The sequence below is a fragment of the Aeromonas salmonicida subsp. salmonicida genome, assembly GCF_001643305.1.
Taxonomy (GTDB): Bacteria; Pseudomonadota; Gammaproteobacteria; order Enterobacterales; family Aeromonadaceae; genus Aeromonas; species Aeromonas salmonicida.
Genome location: NZ_LSGW01000042.1, coordinates 18,886 through 42,525, shown reverse-complemented (window position 1 = coordinate 42,525; position 23,640 = coordinate 18,886). Strand labels below are relative to the sequence as shown.

Here is a 23,640-nt window from a genome sequence, read left to right as displayed (position 1 = left end):
GATCAGTTATTTAGTTATCACCTGACACCGGCCTCAAACCGGTGTCTTGTTTACGCTACTTTAGTGCGCACTTCCTTCGGTATCAATTTCAGACCCTTCTTGAACATGCGGTAGGGGGTCTGACCCTCCATCATCCTGCCCTGATGTGGCCGCTGGGTGTTGTAGTGTTCCAGATAGCTATCCAGGTCTGTCTGCATCTGCTCCACCGACTCATACCAAGTCGTTCTCCCCTTGATACGGAAGTGTTCATCCAGCAAGGTTCGATGTAGCCGCTCGATAAAGCCGTTGCTCTGCGGCCTGCGCACCTTGGTTGTCCGGTGCTCAATCCCCTCCAGTTGCAGGAACAGCTCGTAGGGATGATGGTCAGGGCGCCCGCAGAACTCGCGCCCGTTGTCCGACAGGATGGTATAGACCCGTGCCTCGTGGGTTTCAAAGAATGGCAGCACTGTTTCGTTGAGCACATGGACCGAGGTGATGGGCAGCTTGCTGGTGTAGAGCCGCCCCCAGGCGTGGCGGCTATAGCAGTCCAGCACGATTTGCAGATACACCTTACCGACCCCCTTGAGCGCGCCGACGAAGAAGGTGTCGACCGCCACCAGTTCCCCGGTGTAGTGGACCTCTATCTGACGTTCTCGGAACTCGGGACTGAAGCGCTCGAGCAGGCGAATTTGCTCGTCATTGAGCTCAATCGTTTGTTCCCGATGGGTTTTCTCGAGACGTAACAAGCGGTCGTGTTTGGAGAGCAAATCGTGACGTTGCCACACGCCACGCACCCCACCGGCACTGACGTTGATACCTTGCAGAGCTAGTTCTTGCGCGACCCGCAGCGGGCCGTGAGTAGGCCTGGTGAGGGAGTAATCGAGGATGGCCTGCTCAATCTCGGGAGCGACCCGGTTGGGATGAGCCCCTTTACAGCCGGGCAGTTTGTCGAGCAAGCCCTCGGCGCCATAGGTCTGGTAATTACGACGGATTTCGTAGAACTGCTGACGACTGTAGCCGATGAGCTTGCAGGCTTTGCTGACGTTATTGAGCTCTTTGGCGAGTTCTAGCAGGCTGAGTTTGCGACGTGCTACTTTCTCGTTGGTGGTCATACGGTGACTCCAGATAACACGGTAGGGGTACCGTTTTGTTATCCGGTTTGAAGCCGTATGACCACTCCCTTTTGTGGGCAACTGTCAGGTGAATACCATCTCCATACACGTAACCGTTCACCAAGGGAGAGGCTGTTTATAATTCTGTGTCAGGTGAATACCATCTCCATACATTCTAAGCGCCCCTCAAAATGGGGTGATTACCGAGAACCTCACCCAAAAGTAATCTGGAACAAAACTTGCTGTGTCCCTCCCCTTAGATCCCGGCAACCGGTCGCGAGGGGCCCCATGACACCGACCTTTATCAAAAGCAATGCCGCAGCCCAGCTCACCATGGCCGTCGAGGTGATGGATGAGCAGGGCACGCTGCAAACCCGCCAAATCGCCTGTGAGCGGCCACTGACTGTCTACCTCAACTGGAAGGAGATAGTAACCCTGATGACGCTGGGGGCCCGCCCCGAGGCGCTGGTGCTGGGTTACCTTAAAAATCAGGGCTTTATCGAGGATATTTCGGCCATCGAGTCGGTGATCGTCGACTGGGAGAGCGAGGCCGCCGCCGTGGTGAGCAGCCAGCAGGCCGCCGATCTCGACCAGTCACTGGAGAAGAAGACTGTCACCTCCGGCTGCGGTCAGGGCACCATGTATGGCAGCGTGATGAAGAAGCTCGAAGGTGTGGTATTGGCGGCGCCGGAACTGAAACAGAGCACCCTCTATGCCCTGCTCAAGGCGCTGTCGGCCCATAACGAAACCTACAAGATGGCGGGTGCCGTGCATGGCTGCGCCATCTGCCGTGGCGCGGAGATCCTCTCCTTTGTCGAGGATGTGGGGCGCCACAACGCGGTGGATACCCTGGCGGGCGAGCTCTGGATGCGCGGCGAGGCTGGCCACGACAAGATCTTCTACACCACAGGGCGGCTCACCTCGGAGATGGTGATCAAGGTGGCGCAGATGGGCATTCCGGTGCTGCTGTCGCGCTCCGGCGTCACCCAGATGGGGCTGGATCTCGCCCGCCAGCTCGGCATCACCATGATTGCCCGTGCCAAGGGGCGCCATTTCGAGGTCTTTAGCGGTCACGACCATATCGTGCTGGACGAGAAGCCGCCGGTGCTGGCGCCCAGTTCGGCTGGTCGCGGGATGCGGGACTAGGCAATGAACGAGTTTATGAATGTGAAGCAGGTGGCCGAATATCTCGATCTCAACGAGAAGAAGGTCTACCAGCTCGCCAACGAGGCGCGCATCCCCGCCACCAAGGCGACCGGCAAGTGGCTGTTTCCGCGCTCCCTGCTTGATCGCTGGTTGCTAGGCAGTTGCCACGAGGGGGTGATGAACGACCGGCTGCTGCTGGCGGGCTCTGACGACGTATTGCTGCACTACGCCAGCAGCCGTTTGGCCCAGCAGCTCGGCACCCAGGCACTGGTGGGTTACACCCCGTGCGGCACCCGTCAGGGGCTGGCGATGCTGGCACGCGGCCATGTGGATCTCTGCGCCATCCACTGGGGGCAGGCCGAGGAGGCCCATCTGCGCCACCCGGCGCTGGTACAGCAGTATCAGGGCCACAGGCAATGGGTGATCGTTCATGGATTTAGGCGGGTGCAGGGGCTGGTGCTGCGCCAGGGGCTGCAACCCAAGGAGGCGAAAGAGGCGCTCGACTGGCGCTGGGCCATGCGCCAGGAGGGGGCTGGCAGCCAGCGCGCCCTGCAGGAGTGGCTGCAAACCCAGGGGGAGTCGCTGACCCGGCTGGAGCGCACCATTGAGGTCAACAGCGAGCGGGAGCTGGCCGCCGCCATCAGCCGTGGCGATGCCGACGTGGGGCCCGGCGCCCAGAGCACTGCCACCGAGTTTGGCCTCGGCTTTATGCCGCTCTCCCAAGAGTGCTTCGATCTGGTGATGCCGCAGGGGGTCTTCTTTCGCACCCTGCTGCAACAGCTGATCGGCTGGCTGCAATCCCCCGAGGGGCGCGAGCTGGCGGCCCGCCTCGGCGGCTATGACCTGACCCAGAGCGGCAAGCTGGTGTGGAGCCCGCAGTAGCGAAAGCGGCTAGCCCTCTCTTTGTGCCGACAGCCCTGACCAGCACGGGCCTGCCATCCTGGCAGGCCCGTCTGTTTTATTGCCCATCTGTGCTATTCATCCGCTCTGATAAATGGGCAGGCACTTACCCTTTCCATGACTCACCCACTGCCGAGTCAGGCTCATGCACCACAGTGCCAGATTCACGCCCTTCGGCCCCCAGCGCAATGCGCCACCCCTCCAGCTGACGGGGCTCGCTGCCAGCGGGCAGGCGGGCGCGGCTGAGCAGCCGTATGGTAAAGCAGCTTCCTTTCCCCAGGGTGGAGGCCACCAACAGCTCCCCGCCCCAGCGGCTGATGATACGGTGGCTCAGGGCCAGCCCAAGGCCTGTGCCTGTGGCGCGGGTGGTGAAGAAGGGGTCGAAGATCTTGTCCATGATGGCGGCGTCTATGCCGCTGCCATTGTCGATGACCCGCACCTCTGCCCCTTGCAGCCCTCCCGCCTCGTCGAACCAGTCGCGACTCTCGACCCGGATCTCCCCCTGCTCCCCCAGCGCATGGCTGGCGTTGACCAACAGGTTTATCAGCACCTGCAGCAGTTGCTGGCGATCCGCCTCTATGGGTTGCTGGGCCTGCAGATCGGCCACCAGGTTCACCTGCTGCTGGCGCAGGGCGGAGCGCACCAGGGTCAGGCTCTCTTCGATGATGGGGGTGAGGTGCTGCCAGACGGGCGCCGTCTCGTAGTCGCCGGGGCGGGAGTATTGGAGCAGGCTGCGGGTGATGGCGCGAATGCGCTCGATCTGTGCCAGCACCAGCGCCAGCTCCTCGCTGACGGGGGCGGCGGCCTCCCCCAGCTCCAGTTTCATCAGCTCCACATTGCCGAGGATCACCGCCAGCGGGTTATTGATCACGTGGGCTACCCCGGCGCACAGCTCGCCGAGGGCCGCCAGTTTCTCGCTGATAAGCAGTTGCTGGCGCGCCTGGGTCAGCATATGGATGTGGTGTTCAAGCTCGGCAGTCTTCTGCTTGAGGCTCAAGGTGCGCTCGGCAGTCTTCTGCTTGAGGCTCAAGGTGCGCTCGGCCACCTTTTGCTCCAGCTCGTCGGCGCTGCGGGCCATCTGCTGGCGATGGGCATCCTGCCGGTCCAGCATGGCGTCAAACTGGCGACCCAGCTGGGCCAGCTCGTGGTCGGGATCCAGGGCCAACTGCCCTACCCTGGCCGATTGGCCATATTGCACCTGACGCACCACCTTGTGCATCCGCTCTATGGGGGTGAAGAGATCACGCGCGCCGCGATAGACCAGCAGGCCCGAGAGCAGCAAGAGCAGCACCACGCCTGAGCCCAGCTCCAGCAGGTTGGTGAGGTAGGTGCGAATGATGGGCCACTCCAGAAAGCCGACGTAGAGCATGCCGATGCGCTCGCCGCGGGCCCCAAGCAGAGGCTCGTAACCGGAGACATACCAGGCATCGTGGACGAAGGCGCGATCTATCCAGAGCTCCCCCCTCCCCAGCACCTGTTCCCGTACCGGCGCCGAGACCCGGGTACCCACGGCTCGGCCCACCTGACGGCTGCTGCTGACCGGCACATTGGTGCTCACCCGCAGATCATCGAGAAACAGGGTGACTGTGCCTATGCTCCCCTCTGGCAGGGTGTTTTTGGCAAACACCTGGCGCTTGAGCTCATCCACCAGTCGGGTGCTGCCGTTGATAAGCTCACCCCCTTCCAGAACGGCCCAGAGCGATCCATCCCGCCCCATGACAGGGGTCATGGAGAGGCTGACAAGCCCCCGTGTCTCCTGAACCGTGGCGGCTGTCTGTTCCCTGTCCAACACGGCGCGGCTGGCAAGGGCGGGCGAGAGGGCCTGCAATTCTTCACGAGACCAGACCACAAAATGGCTGATGCTGCGCCCGGCGCCGAGGGTGGCACGCTCCCGGGCCGTCAACTGATCCAGTTCGGCGCCACTGCGCAAGCGCAGAAAGTCGAGGTCATAGTTGGCCGCCAGTGGCTTCACCCACTGCTGCAACTCATCGGGCGTCTCGCGCAGTCGCAGCTGAAACGCCCAGGCATCGCGCAGGTGTTCCAGATGCTCGGCCTGACGCTGCTGCTGCACACTCACCGCATGGTGGGCCACCCCGAGGTCACCGCGCACATTGGTGAGCAGGTTCTGCCAGCTGTAGGTGAGGGTCCAGTAAAGCGTCAGCCCCATCATGCCCACCAGGGTCAGCATGATGGGCACAGAGGTGAGCAGCAGCAGGCGCCAACGGACTTTTGTTTTCAACCAGCGGGGCAGCAGGCTCAGCGTCATGGTCGCCGCCAGCGGCAGAGGATCAGCAGTTTCATTCGATGGCCCACTCCTTGAACTTGCGCTCCAGGGTCTTGCGCGCCACCCCCAGCACCCGGGAAGCGGCGGACTTGTTACCCTCGAAACGCTCAACCACTTGCAGGATATGGGCCTTCTCCACCTCTGCCAGCGCCCACTCCAGGGGATATCCCTCTCCCCCCTTGCTCTGATCGCTGGACTGGGCACTCTGCCAGTAGTCGGCGGGGGGCTTGCCCAGCAGCAGGCAGCGCTCGATCAGGTTGCGCAGCTCGCGCACGTTGCCGGGCCAGGGATAGGCCTGCATGGCCACCACGTCTTCGTGAGTCCAGCTTAACGAGCCCATCCCCATCTCGGAGGTGAGCTGGCGGGTGAAGTGGTGCACCAGGGCCGGGATGTCGTCGACGCGATCCCGCAGGGGCGCCACCGGCAGCGCCACTACGTTGAGCCGGTAGAAGAGATCTTCCCGAAAGCGGCCTGCCTCCACCTCGGCTTTGAGGTTGCGGTTGGTGGCGGCGACGATGCGCACATCCACCGACAGCTCGCGCTCGGCGCCGACCGGCCGGATGGCTTTTTGTTCCAGAGCCCGCAGCAGCGACGATTGCATGGCGAGCGGCATCTCGCCTATCTCGTCCAGAAAGAGGGTGCCCTGATAGGCGACCCGAAACAGGCCGTCACGCCCCTTGCGGGCACCGGTGAAAGCCCCCTGCACGTGGCCGAACAGTTCGCTTTCCAGCAGTTCGGGGGCGATGGAAGCACAGTTGAGCGGCACGAAGGCCCCCATGCGGCCGGAGAGCTGGTGCAGGGCGCGGGCCACCAGCTCCTTGCCGGTGCCGGACTCCCCCTCCACCAGCACGGCGGCATTGGAGGGCGCCACTCTTGCGATGAGGGTCTTGAGCTCGCGGGTCTTGGCGCTGTCGCCTATCAGGGTGGGCGGGAACAGCTTGCTCACCTCCCGGCGCAGCAGCAGGTTCTCCCGCTCCATCTGGCGGCGCTCAATTACCCTGTCCACCGCCTGGACCATCTGATCCAGGTTGAAGGGCTTGAGGATAAAGTCGCTGGCACCGAGTCGCAGCGCCTTGAGGGCGGTATCCATGTCACCGAAGCCGGTCATGAAGATGATGTCGCTGCGCCGGGTGGCGGGGTCTATGGCTTCGTGCCACTCGATGCCGGAGCGCCCCGGCAGCCGGATGTCGGCGATGATGAGATCGAAATGCAGGCGGCAGCGCAGGGCCTCCGCCTCCTCCACGCTGGCGGCCGTCTCTATCTGGGCGAAGCCCCTCCCTGGCCAGCGCCTTGGCCAGAAAGCTGCGCATGCCGGGCTCGTCATCGACGATGAGCAGAGAGAGGGCAGACCAGCGGCTGGTGGGTGCAGTCATGAAAAAAGTACCTCAGATTCGACAAGGTTCCGGGATTGTCCCACCGACCTTATAAACTGTGGGACATTTTGTCGCTAACCGGCCCCGAGTGCCAACCTCCTTTATTAAAAGCGACGAGGCCATCACGCAATTAACCCCGTTAACCGACTGTTTTAACATTAAAAACCGCACTGCTGGCAGTGTGCGGCCAGCTTGGCACCCTGCTTGCTTAGTCCTGCCCTCTCCCCATCACCCGGATACGATGAACATCATGATCACAGGAACCGTGCGCCAACGTCTTGCCCTTGCCCTCTCGACCGCCCTGCTGCTGAGCCTCCCCTTGCTGAGTACCGCCAGCCACGCCGAGAGCACCAAGGCGCCCATTCGCCTCGCCACCACCACCAGCACGGAGCAGTCCGGCCTGCTGGGCTGGCTGCTGCCCCAGTTCACCAGGGAGACCGGTTATCCGGTACAGGTGATGGCGGCCGGTACCGGCCAGAGCCTGAAGATGGGTGAGAACGGCGACGCGGATTTGGTGATGACCCACGCTCCGTCTGCCGAAAAAGCCTTTGTTGACGCGGGCTTTGGCATAGAGCCGGTGCACCTGATGTACAACGACTTCGTCATCGTCGGCCCGAGCCAGGATCCGGCGGGTCTGGGCAAGCTGCACGACGCGGCCAAGGGGCTGCAAGCCATTAAGGATCAGGGCCAGACCTTTATCTCCCGCGGGGACGAGTCCGGCACCCACATCAAGGAGAAGACACTGTGGCAGGCGGCCGACGTCAAACCCGAGTTTGCCGGTTACAAGTCCATCGGCCAGGGCATGGGCCCGACCCTGACCATGGCCTCCGAGCTTGGCGCCTATACCCTGACCGACCGCGGCACCTGGCTTGCCTACCAGAGCAAGCTGGATCTCGCCGTGCTGCTGGAGGGCGACAAACGTCTGTTCAACCCCTATCAGGTGATTCTGGTCAACCCCAAGCGCTACCCGGATCTCAATACCGAAGGGGCGCGCACCCTGAAGAACTGGCTGGTCTCCGAGCACGGCCAGACGCTTATCGGTGACTTCAAGGTGGCAGGCCAGTCGCTGTTTGTGGCCGATGCCAACGGGAAATAATGCCGACCCTGAACGAAACAAGGGCATGGGCGGCATTCGCCCTGCCCCCTGAGAGAGGCGCCTGATGCCGACTCTGCTGGATACAACACTGGCGGCGCTTGCCTTGCTGTTCGGGGGCGATACCGAGCTGTGGCAAGTGGTAGGGGTCTCCTTCTCCGTCTCCTGCATCGCGCTGCTGCTGGTGCTGGTGCCGGCGCTGCTGCTCGGCTTTGCGCTCGCCTATCTGCCAATCCCGGCGCGCTGGCTCTGGCTCTCCTGCATCAATACCCTGCAGTCGGTGCCGACCGTGGTAATCGGCCTCTTGCTCTACATGCTGCTCTCCCGGGCAGGCCCCTTCGGCGACTGGAAGATGCTCTTTACCCAGCAAGCCATGGTGGTGGGGCAGATGCTGATCGCCTTCCCCGTCATTGCCACCATGGCCCACGCCGCCTTTATCCAGAGCGACAGACGCGCCTGGGAGACGGCCCGCACCCTGGGGCTCTCCTGGCCGAGGGCGCTGCTCGGGCTGATGCGCGAGTGCCGCTTCGGCCTGCTGGCCGCCGTGATAGGCGCCTTCAGCCGTATCGTCACCGAGGTGGGCTGCTCCATGATGGTGGGGGGCAATATCTTGCATTTTACCCGCAACATCCCCACCGCCATCGCGCTGGAAACCCAGAAGGGTGCCTTTGCCCAGGGGGTTGCCCTTGGCATAGTGCTGCTGAGCCTGGCGCTGTTGCTCAACCTGCTGCTGACCGCGTGCCGTGGTCACAGCTATTTGAAAAACTGACCATGACGCTGCGCACTTTTACCCCTGACCGAATGCTGCTGACCCCATCTCTGTCGCGGCCACAGCTATCTGAAGAACTGACCATGCCCCCACTGTTTATCAACTGGAGTACCCCATGGCCCTGACCGCCCACCAGCTGATGATGCGCTTTGGCGAGCGCAACCTGTTCCAGATAGAGCGGCTCTCCATCGCGGCGGGCGACGCCATCTGGCTGCGCGGGGCCAACGGGGTGGGCAAGACGACCCTGCTCAAGATACTGGCCGGCCTGCTGACACCGACTCGGGGCCACACCAATCTCGCCTGCGGCTGGCGCGCCAGACTCGAGCAGTGGATCAAACGGGATCCCGGCCCGGGCCGAGTCACCTATCTGCACCAGACCCCCTATCTGTTCGATCGCAGCGTGCACGACAACGTGGCCTGGGCCCTCGGCCATCAGGCCGCCGACGAGGTGCGGGTGTTCGAGGCGCTGCGCCGGGTCGAGCTGGAGGGTCTGGCGCGGGAGCACATCAGCATACTGTCTGGTGGCGAGCGCCAGCGTCTGGCCATGGCCCGCGCCTGGGCGTTGCAGCCCGCCTTCCTGCTGATGGACGAACCCACCGCCAATCTGGATGCACATTCGGTTGCCCTGATGGCCGCCTTGGCGCAAGATCTGCAGGAACAGGGCAGCGGCCTGGTCATCATCAGCCACCAGAGCAACGATCTGACCGATCTGTGCGAGCGGCAATGGACCCTCGCCCGTGGCCAGCTGCACGAACCCACCCCTTTGAAAATCATCGAGCGACATGACCTCAAACAGCGAACCCAGAACTGATGCCTTCCCCGTCTCTGCCGTGATCCTGGCCGGTGGCCGCGCCACCCGCATGGGGGGCGAAGACAAGGGCTGGGTAGCACTGGCGGGCCGCCCGCTCATCGACCATGTGCTTGACCGGCTGCGTCCCCAGGTGGATGAGGTGCTGATCAACGCCAACCGCAGTCAGGCCCGCTATCAGGCGCTGGCCACCGTCATCAGCGACGACAACCCGGACTATCTGGGCCCGCTGGCGGGCATGCAAGCCGGCCTTGCCGCCGCCCGCCACGACTGGGTGCTGTTCGTCCCCTGCGATGGCCCCGCCCTGCCCCATGATCTGATGAGCCGCTTTCGCACCGCCCTCACCCCGGATACCGAACTGGTAGTGGCCCACGATGGTGACTGGCTGCAACCCGTGGTGGCCCTGCTGCACAAGTCTTTGCTGCCGTCGCTCACCCATGCCCTGGCCGAGGGTGAGCGCAAGATAGATATCTGGTTCGCCCGCCACAAGATGGCGGTGGTGAGCTTTGCCGACCAGCCGGATGCCTTCATCAACCTCAACACCCCGGCCGAGCTGGCCGCCTACGAGGCGCGCCTGCTGAACTCGTCTACCGACCCCCGACAAGGAGCCACAGCATCATGACACCGGCCCCCACTCTTCCCCTGCTCGGCTTTGCGGCCTGGAGCGGTACCGGCAAGACCACGCTGCTGGAACAACTCATCCCCATTCTGGTAAGCCGCGGTCTGCGCCTGGGTGTGCTCAAGCACGCCCATCACGACTTTGACACCGACCAGCCGGGCAAGGACAGCTACCGCCTGCGCAAGGCGGGAGCGGATCAGGTGATGGCGGCTTCGCGCCGTCGTCACGCCCGCATCGTCGAGACGCCCGACGCCGAGCCCCCGTTTCACGCCTTGCTGGCCAGCTTCGACCAGACCCGGCTCGACCTGCTGCTGGTGGAAGGGTTCAAGCACGAGCACTTCCCCAAGATAGAGCTACACCGCGCGGCGCTTGGCAAGCCGCTGCTGTTTCCGATTGATAGCGACATCATCGCCTTGGCAAGCGATCAGCCGGCAGATACTGCCCTGCCCCGGCTCGATATCAATGATCTGGCGGCCATCGCCGACTTCGTCTGCGCGTACCTCGAGCGCAGCCGGCAGCAAGAGCTGGCGCCGGGGGCCGGTTTTCTGTCGGTGGAAGGGGCCCGCAGCGCCATTCTGGACGCACTCACCCCCACCACTCGCAGCACGGACTCGCCACTGGCCCTGTGCCACAGCGCCGTGCTCGCACAGGACTTGGTGAGCCCCATCAATGTGCCCCCCCACGCCAATTCGGCGATGGACGGGATTGGCCTTCGCGGCGACGACCTCGCCGCCGGTCGCTGGCAACTGGTGGGTGAAGTGCTGGCGGGCCAGCAGCACCATGAGCCTGTGCTGGCTGGTCAGGCGGTGCAGATCATGACGGGGGCGCCGCTGCCCCCCGGCGTCGATACGGTCGTGATGCGCGAAGAGACCCAAGTTGAGGGCGAGTGGGTCACCATCAGCGCCCCCATCAAAGCGGGGCAGAACGTGCGTCTGGCCGGGGAAGATCTCGCCAAGGGCGCGGTCGCCATCCCGGCCGGTACTCGCCTTGGCGCCCCCCAGCTGGGACTGGCGGCCTCCTTGGGTCAGGCCAGCCTGTCGGTACGCACCCCGCTCAAGGTGGCACTGTTCAGCACCGGCGATGAGGTGCAGGCACCGGGCGAAACGCTGGCCCCGGGCCATATCTTCGACAGCAACCGCTTCACCCTGATGGCGCTCATCGCCGCCGCAGGCTGCGAGGTGATGGACTTGGGCATCATCCCCGATGATCCCGCCATACTACGCCAGCAGCTGGAACAGGCCGCGGCCAACGCCGATCTGGTGCTGAGCTCGGGCGGCGTCTCGGTGGGCAATGCCGACTTCATCAAGCAGGTGCTGGCGGAGCTTGGCCAGATAGCCTTCTGGCGCATTCAGATGCGGCCAGGTCGCCCGCTGGCGTTTGGCAAGCTGGGGACTACCCCCTTCTTCGGCCTGCCGGGCAATCCGGTGGCAGCCATGGTCTGCTTCTTGCAATTTGTCGAACCCGCCATCGCTCGCCTGCAAGGCCGGGTCTGGCAGCCGCTGCGCCTCTCGGCGCAGGCCGAGCAGGAGATGCAGAGCCGCCCTGGCCGCACCGAGTTTCTGCGCGGCGTCTTCCATCAGGATGCCAGCGGCGTGCTGCGGGTGCGCACTACCGGGCCGCAGGGCTCCGGCATTCTCAGCTCCATGGCCGAGGCCAACTGCCTGATTGAAATTGTCCCCGCCCAGCCGGCCATCGCGGTCGGCGAGCGGGTCTGGATCCACCCACTCCAGGGACGAGTGGCCTGATAAATCGCGATCACCCCGCCGGGCGTGGCGGGGTGCTTGCGCCCATGACCCGAGGCTTGTCCCTTGCGCCTGAATACCCCCCTCTCCCGGCTCGATCTGCTGATCTATGGCCGCTATCGCATCGTCCACGGCCTGCGCATCGCGCTCGCCTTCATGCTCACCTTTCTGCTAACCCGCGAACTCAAGCTGCCGGAAAGCACCTGGCCGCTGATCACGCTGGTGGTGGTGATGGGCCCTATCTCGTTCTGGGGAAACGTGCTGTCACGAGCCCTGCAACGTGTGGTCGGCACCATCTTCGGCGCCGGTTGCGGTGTGGTGGCCCTCTATCTGGAGCTCTACTCCCTGCCGCTGACCCTGGTGTGGTGCGGCTGCATCATGTTCCTGTGCGGCTATCTGGCACTCGGCAAGCGCCCCTACGTGGGGCTGCTCATAGGCATCACACTGGGGGTCACCATGGGTGCCATGCCGGGGGACATAGAGACGGCACTGTGGCGCAGTGCCGACGTGATCCTGGGCTCCCTGCTGGCGCTGCTGTTTTGCAGCATCTACCCCCAGCGCGCCTACAGCCACTGGCGGTTGCAGATGCACGACACCCTGCTGCAAGCGCACCGGCTCTACCATACCCACCTCTCTCCCAATATTCTGGAGCGACCCAGGCTGGCCCAGAGCCACTCTCGCCTGCTCTCCAAGATGGTGAGCCTGCGCCCCCTGCTGACCCCGGCGGTCAAGGAGACCCGCCTTGGCAGCGCCCTGTTCGAGGCCATCCAGACCACGATGCGCAACACCCTCTGCACCCTGGAGATGCTGGCCAACACCTACTGGAGTGATCGCCAAAGCCACTTTCTGATGCAGAGTACCCCCGAGCTGCGCGCCTGCCAGCAGGCGACCGAGGCCGTGATGATCCAGCTGGCGCTCATGCTCAAGAGCGGCGAATTGAAAGGGGCTGAGCAGGCCATCAGCGAGTTGCAGGAGGCCGCGACCCGGGTGCGACTCGATGCCAGGGGCGAGGCCGCCATCAGCGGCTATCTCTGGTTGAGTCTGCAGCTCACCGAACAGCTCACCCACTTGCGCCGCCTGCTGGGGCTGGTGATGTACCCGCCCCGCAGCCAGAGCCACACATAGCAAAACGCCCCGCAATACGGGGCGTTGTCATATCGCGCTGACCACTCAGGCCATGTACGCAACCAGCGTTAACTGGCATCCGCCAGCGGCTGCTCGGCCGTGAGGTAGATGGAGAAATCCTTGATCCCCGCCTCCAGCGCAGCAAAACAGTCGGGGTCTATGGCAGATCCCAGTTGCTCGGCCATCATCTCCAGCGCCTGGGGCACGGGAATGGCACCACGATAGGGACGCTTGGCGGTGATGGCATCGAAGATGTCGGCCGTGGTGATGATGCGGGTCTCAAGGGCAATCTCCTCTGCCTTGAGTCCCTTGGGATAGCCCTTGCCGTCAAGCCGCTCATGATGGGCCCCCGCCACCTGGGCCAGCTCCTTGAAGGCTCCGATCCGGCTCAGGATCTCTTCTGTGTAGGCGGCATGCATCTGCACCGCCACCCACTCATCGGCATCAAGCTTGCCCGGTTTGTCGAGGATGGCGTTGCTCACCCCGAGTTTGCCTACGTCGTGCAGCAGAGCGCCGCGCTTGAGCCAGCGCCGCCGTGGCTCCGGGATCCCCATCTGGGTGGCGAGGATATCGGTATAGAATGCCACCCGGCCGCTGTGACCGGCTGTGTAGGGGCTCTTGGAGTCCACCACCTGACCGAAGGCGGCGGCAATCTCATCCAGATAATCTTCATCGAGCGCCACTTCCCCCTGCCCGGCCGGATGGATAAATACCCACTCAGCCAACTGGGGATCCGCCAGCCCTTGCCAGAAGGGCTCATCGGCCATGGCTTCAAACTGCCTGACCAGCTCGGGATCAAACCAGCTGCCGCTGCGCTCGCGCAGCTCTTTGAGCGCCGCTTCCGGCCCTGCTGCGGCATGAAACACATCCACCACCTGACAGAGCAGGGCGATGCGGGAGAAAAGCGGGATCGCCTCACCGGCCAGCTGCAGCGGCCGCCCCTTGCCATTCCTGTGCTCGTCGAGAGAGAGGATGCCACCGGCCACCTCATCGCTGAAGCGCAGCTGGCGAGCGATATCGGCGCCGCGATGGCAGCGGGTCTGGATCAGCTCGTTGGCAATCTGATCACCGTTGCGAAAGATATGGAACAGGCTGCGAAAGCGCCCCAGCAGATCCGCCTGCAGGCCGGTGTGGCCCAGCACGAAGTTGACCACCTCGGAGAGGGAGCCATCCACCAGCTTGAAGTCGCGCTTGAAGTGCAGATCGTCGGTGAGATAGAGCTCGCAAATGCGGGCCGCATTGCTGCTGCAACCGAGATCCTTAAGCAAGAGGGTGTAATAGAGGTCGTGGCGCTGCCCGGCATCCAGGCCAAGCTGCTCCCCTAGCCGGGAACCCATCCAGCAACAGCGGATGCAGTGCCCTCTGGGTTGCCCCTCAGTCATGTCGAGGGCATGACTGAGGGAACCAATCAGTTCAGATAATCGCAGACCGCTGAAGGTCATGAGCTGCTCCATTAGCTATAACGGCGATCTTGCCTGCAGGAAATACTATACCCATTCAGGCCAGAACGAATCCCGATGTCAGATGGACAGACTGGATACGGTCGCCGAGACATTGTTGGCTTCCTGCCGGATCTCGACCATCACCTCATTGACCTTGTCGACCTGTTGCTTGCCCAGCTCGGCACTGCTGGCCACTCTGGCCATGTCGTCCGTCACCCTGGCCGTCAGCTCCCGGTTCTTCTGCACCACCTTGGCGATCTCGTCGGTGGAGAGGGAAGTGCGAGCGGCGAGCTGGCGCACTTCATCGGCCACCACGGCAAACCCGCGCCCCTGATCGCCGGCGCGAGCCGCTTCGATGGCCGCATTGAGCGCCAGCAGGTTGGTCTGGTCGGCGATGCTGCTGATGGTGGAGACGATGGCTTCGATGCTCTTGGATTGCTCGTTGAGTTGATTGACCAGCTGTATGGTCTTGTCTACCTGCTCACTGACAAGGGAGGAGGTCTCCACCACGGAACGCAGCAGATCGGCGCCCTGCTCCGCACTGCGCAATGTCTCCTGCGCCGTGGCATGAGCCACCTGGGCGGCATCCCGAATGGCATGACTCTTGGTCACCCGCTCGGTAATGTCAGTGGCCAGCTTGATCACCTTGGTCACCTTGCCGCTCTCGTCCCTGACCGGGTTGTAAGTGGCTTCCAGCCAGATGGCATCACCGTGGCTGTTGCGACGCAGAAAAAGCCCTGACTTGAACTGGCCCTGGGCCAGCTCTTCCCAGAAACGGGGCTGTTCGCGATAGAAGGCATCATCACAGAACATCCTGTGGTTATGCCCCTTGATCTGGGACAGGCTGTACCCCATGCAACTCAGGAAATTGGCATTGGCGGTCACTATCTCCCCCGTCGGGGTGAACTCTATCATGGCGAGGGAGCGATCAAGCGCCTTGGAGACGGCCTCCTGACTCAGCAGGCGCTGGTGATGCTCGGTCACATCGCTGGCGATCTTGATCACCTGGGTCACTCGCCCCTGTTGCTTCACCGGGAAGTAGCTCGCCTCCAGCCAGAGCGCCTCTCCCCGCTTGTTGATGCGCGGAAAAATGCCCGATTGGACCCTGCCTTGTTGTAGCTGGGTCCAGAGTTGCTGGTAATCAGACGACTGAGCCAGTGCCTTGCTGCAAAACATTCTGTGATGCTGACCCTGGAGTTCAGTTGCGCTGTATCCCATCAGGTTCAAGAAAGGCTCATTGGCCTCCAGAATACCGCCATCCGGAGTGAAGATGATGGTCGCCACCCCGCCTTTGACGGCATCGACAAAACCCTGCAGCTCACCGACTTGCATCTGGCAGGCCAGCAGTTGTGCCTTCAGCTTGTTATTGAACATGGATGTCATACCTCTGTACTGACGATGTGGGAACTCGCAAACGACACCCGCCATCAATGTGGGCGAGTACGAGCATGATGAGGCTGATCATAGTTGAGCGAAATCGCCGGATCAGACTTTGACCGACGTTTTACTGCCGGCGCTCGCCCGGTTATCTTCTTGCCATCCATAAAAAGAGACACAACGTAGAGAGCAGGCGCGCTTGCGCTGGACGCTTGGTACGAATATCTGCCCGTGTTGGATCAGTTTCGCATCGCTCGGAGTCACACCGCTGGTTGCCACTCCAGATAGGCCGAATTGGCCACAAAACCCATTCGTTCATACAGGGGACGCCCCTGCTCACTGGCATGCAGCCACACCTTGCCCAGTTGTTCGGCACGGGCATGGGCCACCATGGCATCGAGCAGGGCGCTGGCCATGCCCTGCTTGCGATGGGCTGGCAGTGTATACATATTGAGCAGGTAGGCCTCCCGCCCTGACAGGTTGCCGGGATAGGGCGGCCGCACAAACAGGGCCAGGGTGCCACTCGCCACCACTTCTCCCTCGACCTCCGCCACCCAGGAGCGCGCACTGCCATCGGCCTGCCCCGCACTGAAATAGGCACTGGTCGCCTGCCAGAGATCCAGATCGGCCAGCGGATCGGCCAACTCCCCCACCTCGCAAAACAGTCCCATGCGCAAACTCACCAAGGCGGGAATATCGGCCATATCTGCCTGACGAATAATCATCGCGTCTCCTTCAGTCTCATCAGTGCTTCATAGATGAAGAGGCACACCCGCAGGCCCCCTTGTGGATGGGGCAGTGTGCACACAAATAGGCCCACCTTGGCAAGGCATGCGGCCTTCTCGCCAGATCCCCCATACCCTGGACCGCCGGGATCCGCAGCACCCGGCGCCACGACTGGCGCCTTGTCAGATAAAGTGTGCAAGATATGGGGTTCACTTCACGAGAGGGATGACCAGATGATGAAGGAGGCCGATGCCAACAAATCCTGTTATTTCAGTCTCTTGATGACAATAAAAAAAGAGAGCCGAAGCTCTCTTTTTTGTCTGAAATCGAATTTAGTAGAAGATCCGCTCACCACGCTCGCTCATCTTGAGCCATACAGGCTTGGTACTGGTTTTGCTCCAGATACGATGCAAGTAGCTGTAGAAGCGGGCACGATCGCTGCGAAACAGCATAACGGGGAAGGCCAGAATACCCACCAGCAGCACATAGATGCGACGAAGAATTATCTGAGTCAGAGAAAAGGGATGAAACATGATAGCACTCCTTACTGGTAAGACCACTGAACAAAGATTACTCCACAAACTGTAGGATTACTACACCAATAACGCCATTTTTTCGCAAAAAAATCCACAAAAAGCCATATAGTGAAATCCAATTACATTAATTAACTTACAATTAACAAAAACTGGCAAAGGGATGTGCGTCGACCAGATTTAATAGGTTGGCAGTCAGGAGGGAGTTTGTGCGATGAAACCTGCGGAAATGGCGGTCTTAGGGGTACTGGGCCTCTTGCTCTGGTCGGAATGGCAGGATTGGCAACTCAATCAAGGCGACAGCATCACCCTGGCCTATCAGGGTGTGCCCACCGTCAGCCTGTGGCAGTGTGGCCTGCTGAAACAAAAGATGGCGGATCTGACCGAACATTCGGCCACAGTGCAATTTCAATTCCGGGGGCAGGATCTGGTGGAGGTAAATCGCTATCTGGAACGGGAGTGGCAACAGCAGGGCTGTGAACAGTTACTGGCTCAGCAGGGATATTGAGAAACAGAAAAGTACACCTGTGGTGTGTGATATTTATCGCTGGAATGGCATTGAACTGGAAGGATATGGAGGCACGTTCCGGAGTCGAACCGGACTAAACGGATTTGCAATCCGCTGCATAACCGCTTTGCTAACGCGCCATGCTGACAAGGCTGCTGCCTTGAAAGTGATACCCATAGTTGGTGCTATGAGAAATTGGAGCGGGAAACGAGACTCGAACTCGCGACCCCGACCTTGGCAAGGTCGTGCTCTACCAACTGAGCTATTCCCGCCTGACTGCCGTGTGCCAGTTACCTGACAACGAGGCGCATTATACGTACCCCGAGCGCGGGCACAACCCTTTTTTCGCACTTTTAGCCCTTGCCCGTACTGTTTGCTCAGGGTTTAGACGGCTTGACCAAAAAAACCACATCAGGCTGTGACCCCACAGGCGAATTTAAGATAAAGTCATTGAAATGATTAGTCTTTAGTCAGAGACCTGTGCCGCTTAGTAACTGGATTCTCAATTGAAAATCACACGATGAAATGGATCTTCAAGCCTCGTGGGCTCAGGCCGCAGCTAATGCTGGCTTTTTTCATGCTGGGTCTGGTGCCCTTCCTGGTCGTTACCCTGTTCTTCCTCTACAGCCATGGCAAAGATCTCACCACCCAGACGTCCAACCACCTGGTTTCCGTTCGCAACATCAAGAAGAGCCAGCTGGAGGATTACTTCGGCAACCTCAAAGAACAGATCATCAACTTCTCCCAGCAGGATTTTGCCGGCAACAGTATAGGTCGCTTCTACGGCTTTACCGGTGCGTTCGAGAAGCTCGGCACAACGCCGCAGGAGGCCCGCGCACGCGCCCAGGCACGCTACGTTCCCGGCTCCTGGGACAAGCTGCAAAAACCCGATCCCAAAGTCGAGATCGAACCGGCCATCAGTGCCCTGATCCTGGCAGACGAGATGTATGGCCGGGTGCACCAGCGCTTTCATCGCGGCTATGCCGACATGGTGCGCAAATCCAATTACAGCGACATCTTCCTCATCGATCTCAACGGTGACGTTGTCTATTCAGTCACCAAGCGCCCCAACTTTGCCACCAACCTGCTCTCCGGCCCCTATCAGGCCAGCGGCCTTGGCAGCACCTTCGCCAAGATCAAGCGCCGCCTCGACGGCGGCCAGAAACCGCAGCAGATCTTCGAATTCACCGACTTTGGCCGCAACGAGCTGACCGGCCAGGTGGTCGCCTACATGGCCGCCCCCGTCATGCAGTACGACTATGTGCGCGGCGTGGTGATCTTCGAGTTGCTGCCGGACAAGCTCAACCAGATCATGGCCGAGCGGGAGGGGCTGGGAGAAACTGGCGAGACCATCCTCATAGGGCCGGACAAGCGGATGCGTGCCAATGCCTGGCTGGCGCCGGAATTCAGTGTTGAGAACAGCTTCAGCCCCAATTTCAGGCCCTTGCAGACCCCATTGGTGGTCAAGGCCCTCTCCGGTGAACAGGGTGTCGGGCTGTTTCGTTCCTATCACGATGATGATGTGCTGGCCGCCTATACCCAGGTGAAGGTGTTCGACACCGAGTGGGCATTCATCGCCGAGATCTCCACCAGCGAGGCCTATCGCCCCATCCGTCAGCTGGAGACGCTGGTGAACCTGCTGGGAGCCGGATCCTTGCTGCTGCTGATCCTGTTTTCCCGCTGGCTCTCCCACTCCATCACGGCCCCGTTGCGATCCCTCACCGCCGCCGCCGAGCAGGTTGCCGATGGCGCCCTGGATCACCCCATCACAATCCCTCGCACCGACGATGACATAGACAGGCTGGCTCAAGCGTTTCGCCACATGCAGCGCTCGGTGAAAGACAAGATTGAGCTTATCGAGCGCCAGACCCAGGAGCTGCAACAGCAGGTCAAACTGACCCACAAGCAGAACCTCAGTCTGCAACAGGCGGACAAGCTCAAAGATGAGCTGCTGGCCAACACCTCCCACGAGCTGCGCACTCCCATCCATGGCATCAAGGGGATGGCGGAGTCCATGCTCGCCAGCCAGCAGGACTTGACCGAGGGGCAGCAAAATCAGCTCGGCCTCATCATCAAGAGCGCCGACGGTCTGGCCCGGCTGGTGGACGACCTGCTCGACTACCATCAGATGCGCTACGGCCAGCTGGAGATCCATCCCCAGCCCGTCGCCTCCAAGGGAGTCATACGGCTAGTGCTGGATCTCTGTCAGCACCTGGTGCAGGCCAAGCCCCTCACCCTGGTGGACATAAGCCCGGCCGAACTGCCGCCGGTACTGGCCGACGAGCAGCGCCTCGAACAGGTGATCTACAACCTGGTGGGCAACGCCATCAAGTACACGCCCCAGGGCAAGGTGGTACTCAGCGCCCTGGTGGAAGGCAACTTCCTGCGCATCAGGGTGACCGACACCGGCATCGGGATTGCCAAAGACCATCTGGAGCACATCTTCGAGCCACTAGTTCAGATGAGCCCCGAGGTGAGCAAGCAGGGGGCCGGCCTCGGCCTCTCCATCACCCGCCAACTGGTACACCTGATGGGAGGCGAGCTCTTCGTGGAGAGCGAGCCTAGCGTCGGTTCCACCTTCGCCTTCACCCTGCCGCTCGCCAGCGGCAAGGCGGGCAACCTGACGCTGGACAGCCGCCAGATTGAACACCAGCTGGTGCGCCAGCAGCCGCTCATCTTGCCGGACTGGGAGAGCGATGATCTGCCGCCCCCGCCACAGGATGCCCCCCTCATACTGGTGGTGGATGACGAGCCCATCAATCTGCATATCCTGCGCCATCTGCTGCAACCCTGCGGTTATCGCATCCTGCCCAGCAGCGATGGCCACGACGCCCTGGCCAAGCTGGCCCAGGAGCCGGTCGACCTGATCCTGCTCGATGTCATGATGCCGACCCTCTCGGGTTTTGATGTCTGCCGCCGCCTGCGCGAGCAGCACCCGAAAGACAAGCTGCCGGTGCTGCTGCTCACCGCCCTCAACCAGCCAAAGGATATAGAAGAGGGATTCAACGCCGGGGCCAACGATTACCTGGTCAAACCTTTCTGCAAGGAGGAGCTGTTTGCCCGGGTCAAGGCCCTGCTGGAAGCGAGTGCGGGCCGCGCCTCGCTGGTGGAGAACCGTCTGCTCAAGCAGGAGATAGAACATCGCCTCACCCTGCAGGAGCAACTGCATCAGGATCAGGAGCGGCTGCTGGCACTGCTCGGGGAAGGGGCCGATCCCATTGTCTTCATCGATGAGCAGGGCACTGTGCTGTTTGCCTCCCGGGTGCTGGCCCGCTTGCTGGGTCAGGAGCCGGAAGCCATGGAGGGCCAGCCTCTGGATGAGTGGCTGGCCCTCCCGCTGGCAACCCAGTGGCCCGACCTGAAGGCGCAGCAGGAGCAGCGACTGGCGTTTCTGGTGGCAGGCCAGCAGGACGAGCTCAATGCCCGCGCCCTCTCCATCAGCCTGGGGGGGCAGGCCGCCTTCGCCCTCACCCTCAGCACTGAGCTGCGCCAGGACGAGAACCGGGGGATGGCTCTGGAAAACGCCCTCAAGAGCCTGTCGCGTCAGGCCATCATAGAGGATGGTCAGCTGCTGGGTGAACTGAGCCGACTGGGGGGAGAATTCCGTTCACTGGCCGACGATCTGATTCGTCAGCAGGATGACGAACCCCTGCGCCGGGCCCTGGTGGATACCATGCGTCTCACCCTGGATGCCTGGCAGCAGAGCACCGGCAAGGGCAAGATAGTGCTGGCGGAGAAGAGCAAGCTTTGGCGCGTCTACATGGACAAATCCAGCCCCCAGACCCGTACCCTAGATAAATACCTGAGCCTGGATACTCTGCCCAAGGCACCGCGCTGGAAGACGGTCGTCGCCACCGCCGAGTATGTGCTCGCCCACAGTCCGCTGAGCGATCCCCTGCGTCAGCAGTTGCACCACAGCGCCCAGACCCTGCGCCAACTCGCCAACCGCAAATCCTGATCCCCCCGAACTGCGCCCTGGCTCACACTTGCCGGGGCGGTTTTTTTTTGTGCAGAATTAAGCGGGCAAAACGCGTCAAAACAAGAGCCGATCCAATTCACACAATTGTCATGAATGGCCTGCAGACAGGGACTTATTACGCCAAAGCAAATAACATAACCATATGATTTAAAATGGGTTAAAAACCATTTTGACGATATTGACGTCGGAGCTGTGATTTTTACGATATCGACGAACGGAACAGTTGTTGTTTTCCTGTTAACTCTGCTTTGCTAGGGACGTTGGAAAACAGAACGACAAAGGTTAGACACCTGACCAACACAAAGGGCCGACCTCCCCAGCATGCGAAGTCGGTGCTCACACAAAACAAGGCGAACCCTCGGGAATGCCAAAAAATAAGAAAGGACATAATATGCTTGCCAAAGTATCCAAAATCTCTATTGCTGTAATGCTGGGAACCATGATGCTTGCCGGGGCCGCCGGCAATGTCATGGCTGCTGAAAACAAGACTGTGCTGACCCTGGTCGCACAACAGGAGACCGCCTGGGTCAAAAACTTCAACCCCTTCCTGCAAGCGGGTTTGCTCCATACCACTCGTCACTTCATCTATGAACCTCTGGTGATCTTCAACGATATGCAGGGTGGCAAACCCGTCTATCGTCTGGCCACTCACTATGCGTTCAGCGATGACCTGAAATCCGTCACCTTCGATCTGCGTGAAGGGGTCAAGTGGTCCGACGGGGAAGGTTTTGATGCGGATGATATCCTCTTCTCCTTCAATCTGGTTAAAGCCAACAAGGCGCTGGATGAGCGCTCTATCTGGACCCAGATCAAGAACATAGAGAAATTAGGTCCCTACAAGATCAAGTTCGACCTGACCGACGTCAATACCAACGTGGTGAATGACCTGGTGCTGGTGCCCATAGTCCCCGAGCACCAGTGGAAGTCAGTGAAGGATCCGGTTGCCTTTACCAACGACAAGCCGGTCGGTACCGGTCCCTTCACCGAGGTGGACAACTTCTCCGCCCAGCTCTACACCCAGTGTCGCAACCCGCACTACTGGGACAACGCCAACCTCGCCATCGACTGCCTGCGCATGCCGCAGATGGCCACCAACGACCAGGTGTTGGCCGCTGTCATGAAGGGTGACGTTGACTGGTTCGGCTCCTTCGTACCGGACATAGAGCGCCTCTACGTTGGCAACGATCCGAAAAACAACAAGTACTGGTTCCCGGCCTCCGGCACAGTGGCATTCAACGTCAACTTCCAGACCAAGAACCCGGGCAACCACGAAGCCTTCAACGACATCACTTTCCGCCGCGCCTTCTCCATGGCGATGGACCGTCAGGCCATGGTGGATATTGCCGGTTACGGCTACCCGACCGTCAACGAGTACCCATCAGGGCTCGGCAAAGCCTTCGACTCCTGGAACAACCCGGAAGTCGACAAGAAGTACGGCAAATTCAACAAGTTCGACTTGGAAGGCGCCAAGGCCATGCTGAAAGAGGCGGGCTACAAGGATTGTGACGGCGACAAGTTCCTCGACACCCCGAGCTGCAAGAAGATCGAGTTCAAGGTGCTGGTACCGAACGGCTGGACCGACTGGGTCAATACCGCCCAGATCGGGGTCGAAGGCTTGCAGGCCCTGGGCCTGAACGCCAAGACCGCCACCCCGGAAGCCACCGTCTGGACCGAAAACCTGATCACCGGTGACTTCGACGTCGCGCTGCAGGGTTACTTTGCCGGTGCCAACCCGCACAAGTACTTCGAGACAGCCTTCCACTCCCGCAACATGGGTGAGCGTGGCAACCGCTTTGCGGCGCCCCGTTACAAGGACCCGGCCCTCGACCAGCTGATCGATGACTTCACCCAGACCGCCGATGCGGCCAAGCAGAAGGCCATCATGTTCGAGATCCAGGACAAGGTCGGTGCCAACCAGACCATCATCCCTGTGTTCAACAACCCGACCTGGTACGAATACAGCACCAAGCGCTTCAATGGCTGGTTCAGTGCCGACAACCCGGTTGCCAAGCCGCAGGTTCACCCGGATACCCCGGAACGTCTGCTGCACGTGTTGTCACTCAAGCCAAACAGCTAACCACCCCGGCCCCCTGCGGGGGGCCATTCTCCCCGCCATGTCTTCCAT

The 23,640-nt window shown here is 61.3% G+C and carries 17 protein-coding genes, 2 tRNA genes and 1 pseudogene; 11 read left to right on the top strand and 9 right to left on the bottom strand.

The window, feature by feature from the left end; translation table 11 throughout:
- Window positions 1-50 precede the first annotated feature (50 nt).
- Window positions 51-1,091 (bottom strand): IS481-like element ISAs19 family transposase, encoded by a 1,041-nt coding sequence (locus AXW79_RS03505; protein ID WP_005312270.1) that lies wholly within the window; start codon window positions 1,089-1,091, stop codon window positions 51-53.
- A 288-nt stretch (window positions 1,092-1,379) separates the two neighbouring features.
- Here AXW79_RS03505 and AXW79_RS03500 point away from each other — a divergent pair, with 288 nt between their 5' ends.
- Together AXW79_RS03500 and AXW79_RS03495 are read left to right on the top strand one after the other, a co-directional pair.
- Window positions 1,380-2,237, top strand: a complete 858-nt coding sequence (locus AXW79_RS03500; RefSeq protein WP_005312267.1) for a formate dehydrogenase accessory sulfurtransferase FdhD — start codon at window positions 1,380-1,382, stop codon at window positions 2,235-2,237.
- Window positions 2,238-2,252: 15 nt separating this feature from the next.
- Window positions 2,253-3,119: a helix-turn-helix transcriptional regulator gene (locus AXW79_RS03495; RefSeq protein WP_005312265.1), complete on the top strand. Its 867-nt coding sequence runs from the start codon at window positions 2,253-2,255 to the stop codon at window positions 3,117-3,119.
- 124 nt (window positions 3,120-3,243) lie between these two features.
- On the opposite strand, the gene AXW79_RS03490 is transcribed toward AXW79_RS03495, so the two are convergent.
- Window positions 3,244-5,403: a sensor histidine kinase gene (locus AXW79_RS03490; RefSeq protein ID WP_005312263.1), complete on the bottom strand. Its 2,160-nt coding sequence runs from the start codon at window positions 5,401-5,403 to the stop codon at window positions 3,244-3,246.
- 31 nt (window positions 5,404-5,434) lie between these two features.
- A pseudogene (locus AXW79_RS03485) lies at window positions 5,435-6,794 on the bottom strand (sigma-54-dependent transcriptional regulator).
- Between the two features lie 250 nt (window positions 6,795-7,044).
- On the opposite strand from AXW79_RS03485, the gene AXW79_RS03480 reads away from it, so the two are divergent.
- From AXW79_RS03480 to AXW79_RS03455, 6 genes are all read left to right on the top strand, one after another.
- Window positions 7,045-7,890 carry a substrate-binding domain-containing protein gene (locus AXW79_RS03480; protein WP_011898980.1) on the top strand — a complete coding sequence of 282 codons (846 nt, stop codon included), beginning with the start codon at window positions 7,045-7,047 and terminating at the stop codon, window positions 7,888-7,890.
- Window positions 7,891-7,954: 64 nt separating this feature from the next.
- On the top strand, window positions 7,955-8,656 hold the full coding sequence (locus tag AXW79_RS03475) for an ABC transporter permease (RefSeq protein WP_005312255.1): 702 nt from the start codon (window positions 7,955-7,957) through the stop codon (window positions 8,654-8,656).
- A gap of 115 nt (window positions 8,657-8,771) precedes the next feature.
- Complete coding sequence (locus AXW79_RS03470; RefSeq protein ID WP_005312252.1) at window positions 8,772-9,467, top strand: energy-coupling factor ABC transporter ATP-binding protein; 696 nt, start codon at window positions 8,772-8,774, stop codon at window positions 9,465-9,467.
- The gene (gene mobA / locus AXW79_RS03465) at window positions 9,439-10,086 is read left to right on the top strand and encodes a molybdenum cofactor guanylyltransferase MobA (RefSeq protein WP_005312249.1); all 648 of its coding nucleotides are present in this window, start codon (window positions 9,439-9,441) and stop codon (window positions 10,084-10,086) included. The genes AXW79_RS03470 and mobA overlap by 29 nt, the downstream gene beginning before the upstream one ends.
- Window positions 10,083-11,828, top strand: a complete 1,746-nt coding sequence (locus AXW79_RS03460) for a bifunctional molybdopterin-guanine dinucleotide biosynthesis adaptor protein MobB/molybdopterin molybdotransferase MoeA (protein ID WP_005312246.1) — start codon at window positions 10,083-10,085, stop codon at window positions 11,826-11,828. Before mobA ends, AXW79_RS03460 begins: the two co-directional genes overlap by 4 nt.
- Before the next feature lie 63 nt (window positions 11,829-11,891).
- Window positions 11,892-12,950: an FUSC family protein gene (locus tag AXW79_RS03455; RefSeq protein ID WP_005312244.1), complete on the top strand. Its 1,059-nt coding sequence runs from the start codon at window positions 11,892-11,894 to the stop codon at window positions 12,948-12,950.
- Between the two features lie 68 nt (window positions 12,951-13,018).
- Here the strand turns inward: AXW79_RS03455 and AXW79_RS03450 are convergent, their stop codons facing one another.
- The 4 genes from AXW79_RS03450 to AXW79_RS03435 form a co-directional block, all read right to left on the bottom strand.
- The gene (locus AXW79_RS03450) at window positions 13,019-14,392 is read right to left on the bottom strand and encodes an HD-GYP domain-containing protein (protein ID WP_005312241.1); all 1,374 of its coding nucleotides are present in this window, start codon (window positions 14,390-14,392) and stop codon (window positions 13,019-13,021) included.
- Window positions 14,393-14,470: 78 nt separating this feature from the next.
- On the bottom strand, window positions 14,471-15,766 hold the full coding sequence (locus AXW79_RS03445) for a methyl-accepting chemotaxis protein (RefSeq protein ID WP_005312238.1): 1,296 nt from the start codon (window positions 15,764-15,766) through the stop codon (window positions 14,471-14,473).
- Between the two features lie 263 nt (window positions 15,767-16,029).
- The gene (locus AXW79_RS03440) at window positions 16,030-16,494 is read right to left on the bottom strand and encodes a GNAT family N-acetyltransferase (RefSeq protein ID WP_005312235.1); all 465 of its coding nucleotides are present in this window, start codon (window positions 16,492-16,494) and stop codon (window positions 16,030-16,032) included.
- 333 nt (window positions 16,495-16,827) lie between these two features.
- The gene (locus AXW79_RS03435; RefSeq protein ID WP_005312232.1) at window positions 16,828-17,028 is read right to left on the bottom strand and encodes a YbfA family protein; all 201 of its coding nucleotides are present in this window, start codon (window positions 17,026-17,028) and stop codon (window positions 16,828-16,830) included.
- A 214-nt stretch (window positions 17,029-17,242) separates the two neighbouring features.
- Between AXW79_RS03435 and AXW79_RS03430 the strand changes: the two genes are divergently transcribed.
- The gene (locus AXW79_RS03430) at window positions 17,243-17,536 is read left to right on the top strand and encodes a hypothetical protein (RefSeq protein ID WP_005312229.1); all 294 of its coding nucleotides are present in this window, start codon (window positions 17,243-17,245) and stop codon (window positions 17,534-17,536) included.
- Window positions 17,537-17,602: 66 nt separating this feature from the next.
- On the opposite strand, the gene AXW79_RS03425 is transcribed toward AXW79_RS03430, so the two are convergent.
- Together AXW79_RS03425 and AXW79_RS03420 are read right to left on the bottom strand one after the other, a co-directional pair.
- Window positions 17,603-17,676 (bottom strand) — tRNA-Cys (locus AXW79_RS03425).
- A gap of 56 nt (window positions 17,677-17,732) precedes the next feature.
- Window positions 17,733-17,808: transfer RNA gene (locus AXW79_RS03420), tRNA-Gly, on the bottom strand.
- 248 nt (window positions 17,809-18,056) lie between these two features.
- Here AXW79_RS03420 and AXW79_RS03415 point away from each other — a divergent pair.
- Both AXW79_RS03415 and AXW79_RS03410 read left to right on the top strand, forming a co-directional pair.
- Window positions 18,057-21,494, top strand: a complete 3,438-nt coding sequence (locus tag AXW79_RS03415; protein ID WP_005312227.1) for an ATP-binding protein — start codon at window positions 18,057-18,059, stop codon at window positions 21,492-21,494.
- A 412-nt stretch (window positions 21,495-21,906) separates the two neighbouring features.
- On the top strand, window positions 21,907-23,592 hold the full coding sequence (locus tag AXW79_RS03410; protein ID WP_011898982.1) for an ABC transporter substrate-binding protein: 1,686 nt from the start codon (window positions 21,907-21,909) through the stop codon (window positions 23,590-23,592).
- Window positions 23,593-23,640 lie beyond the last annotated feature (48 nt).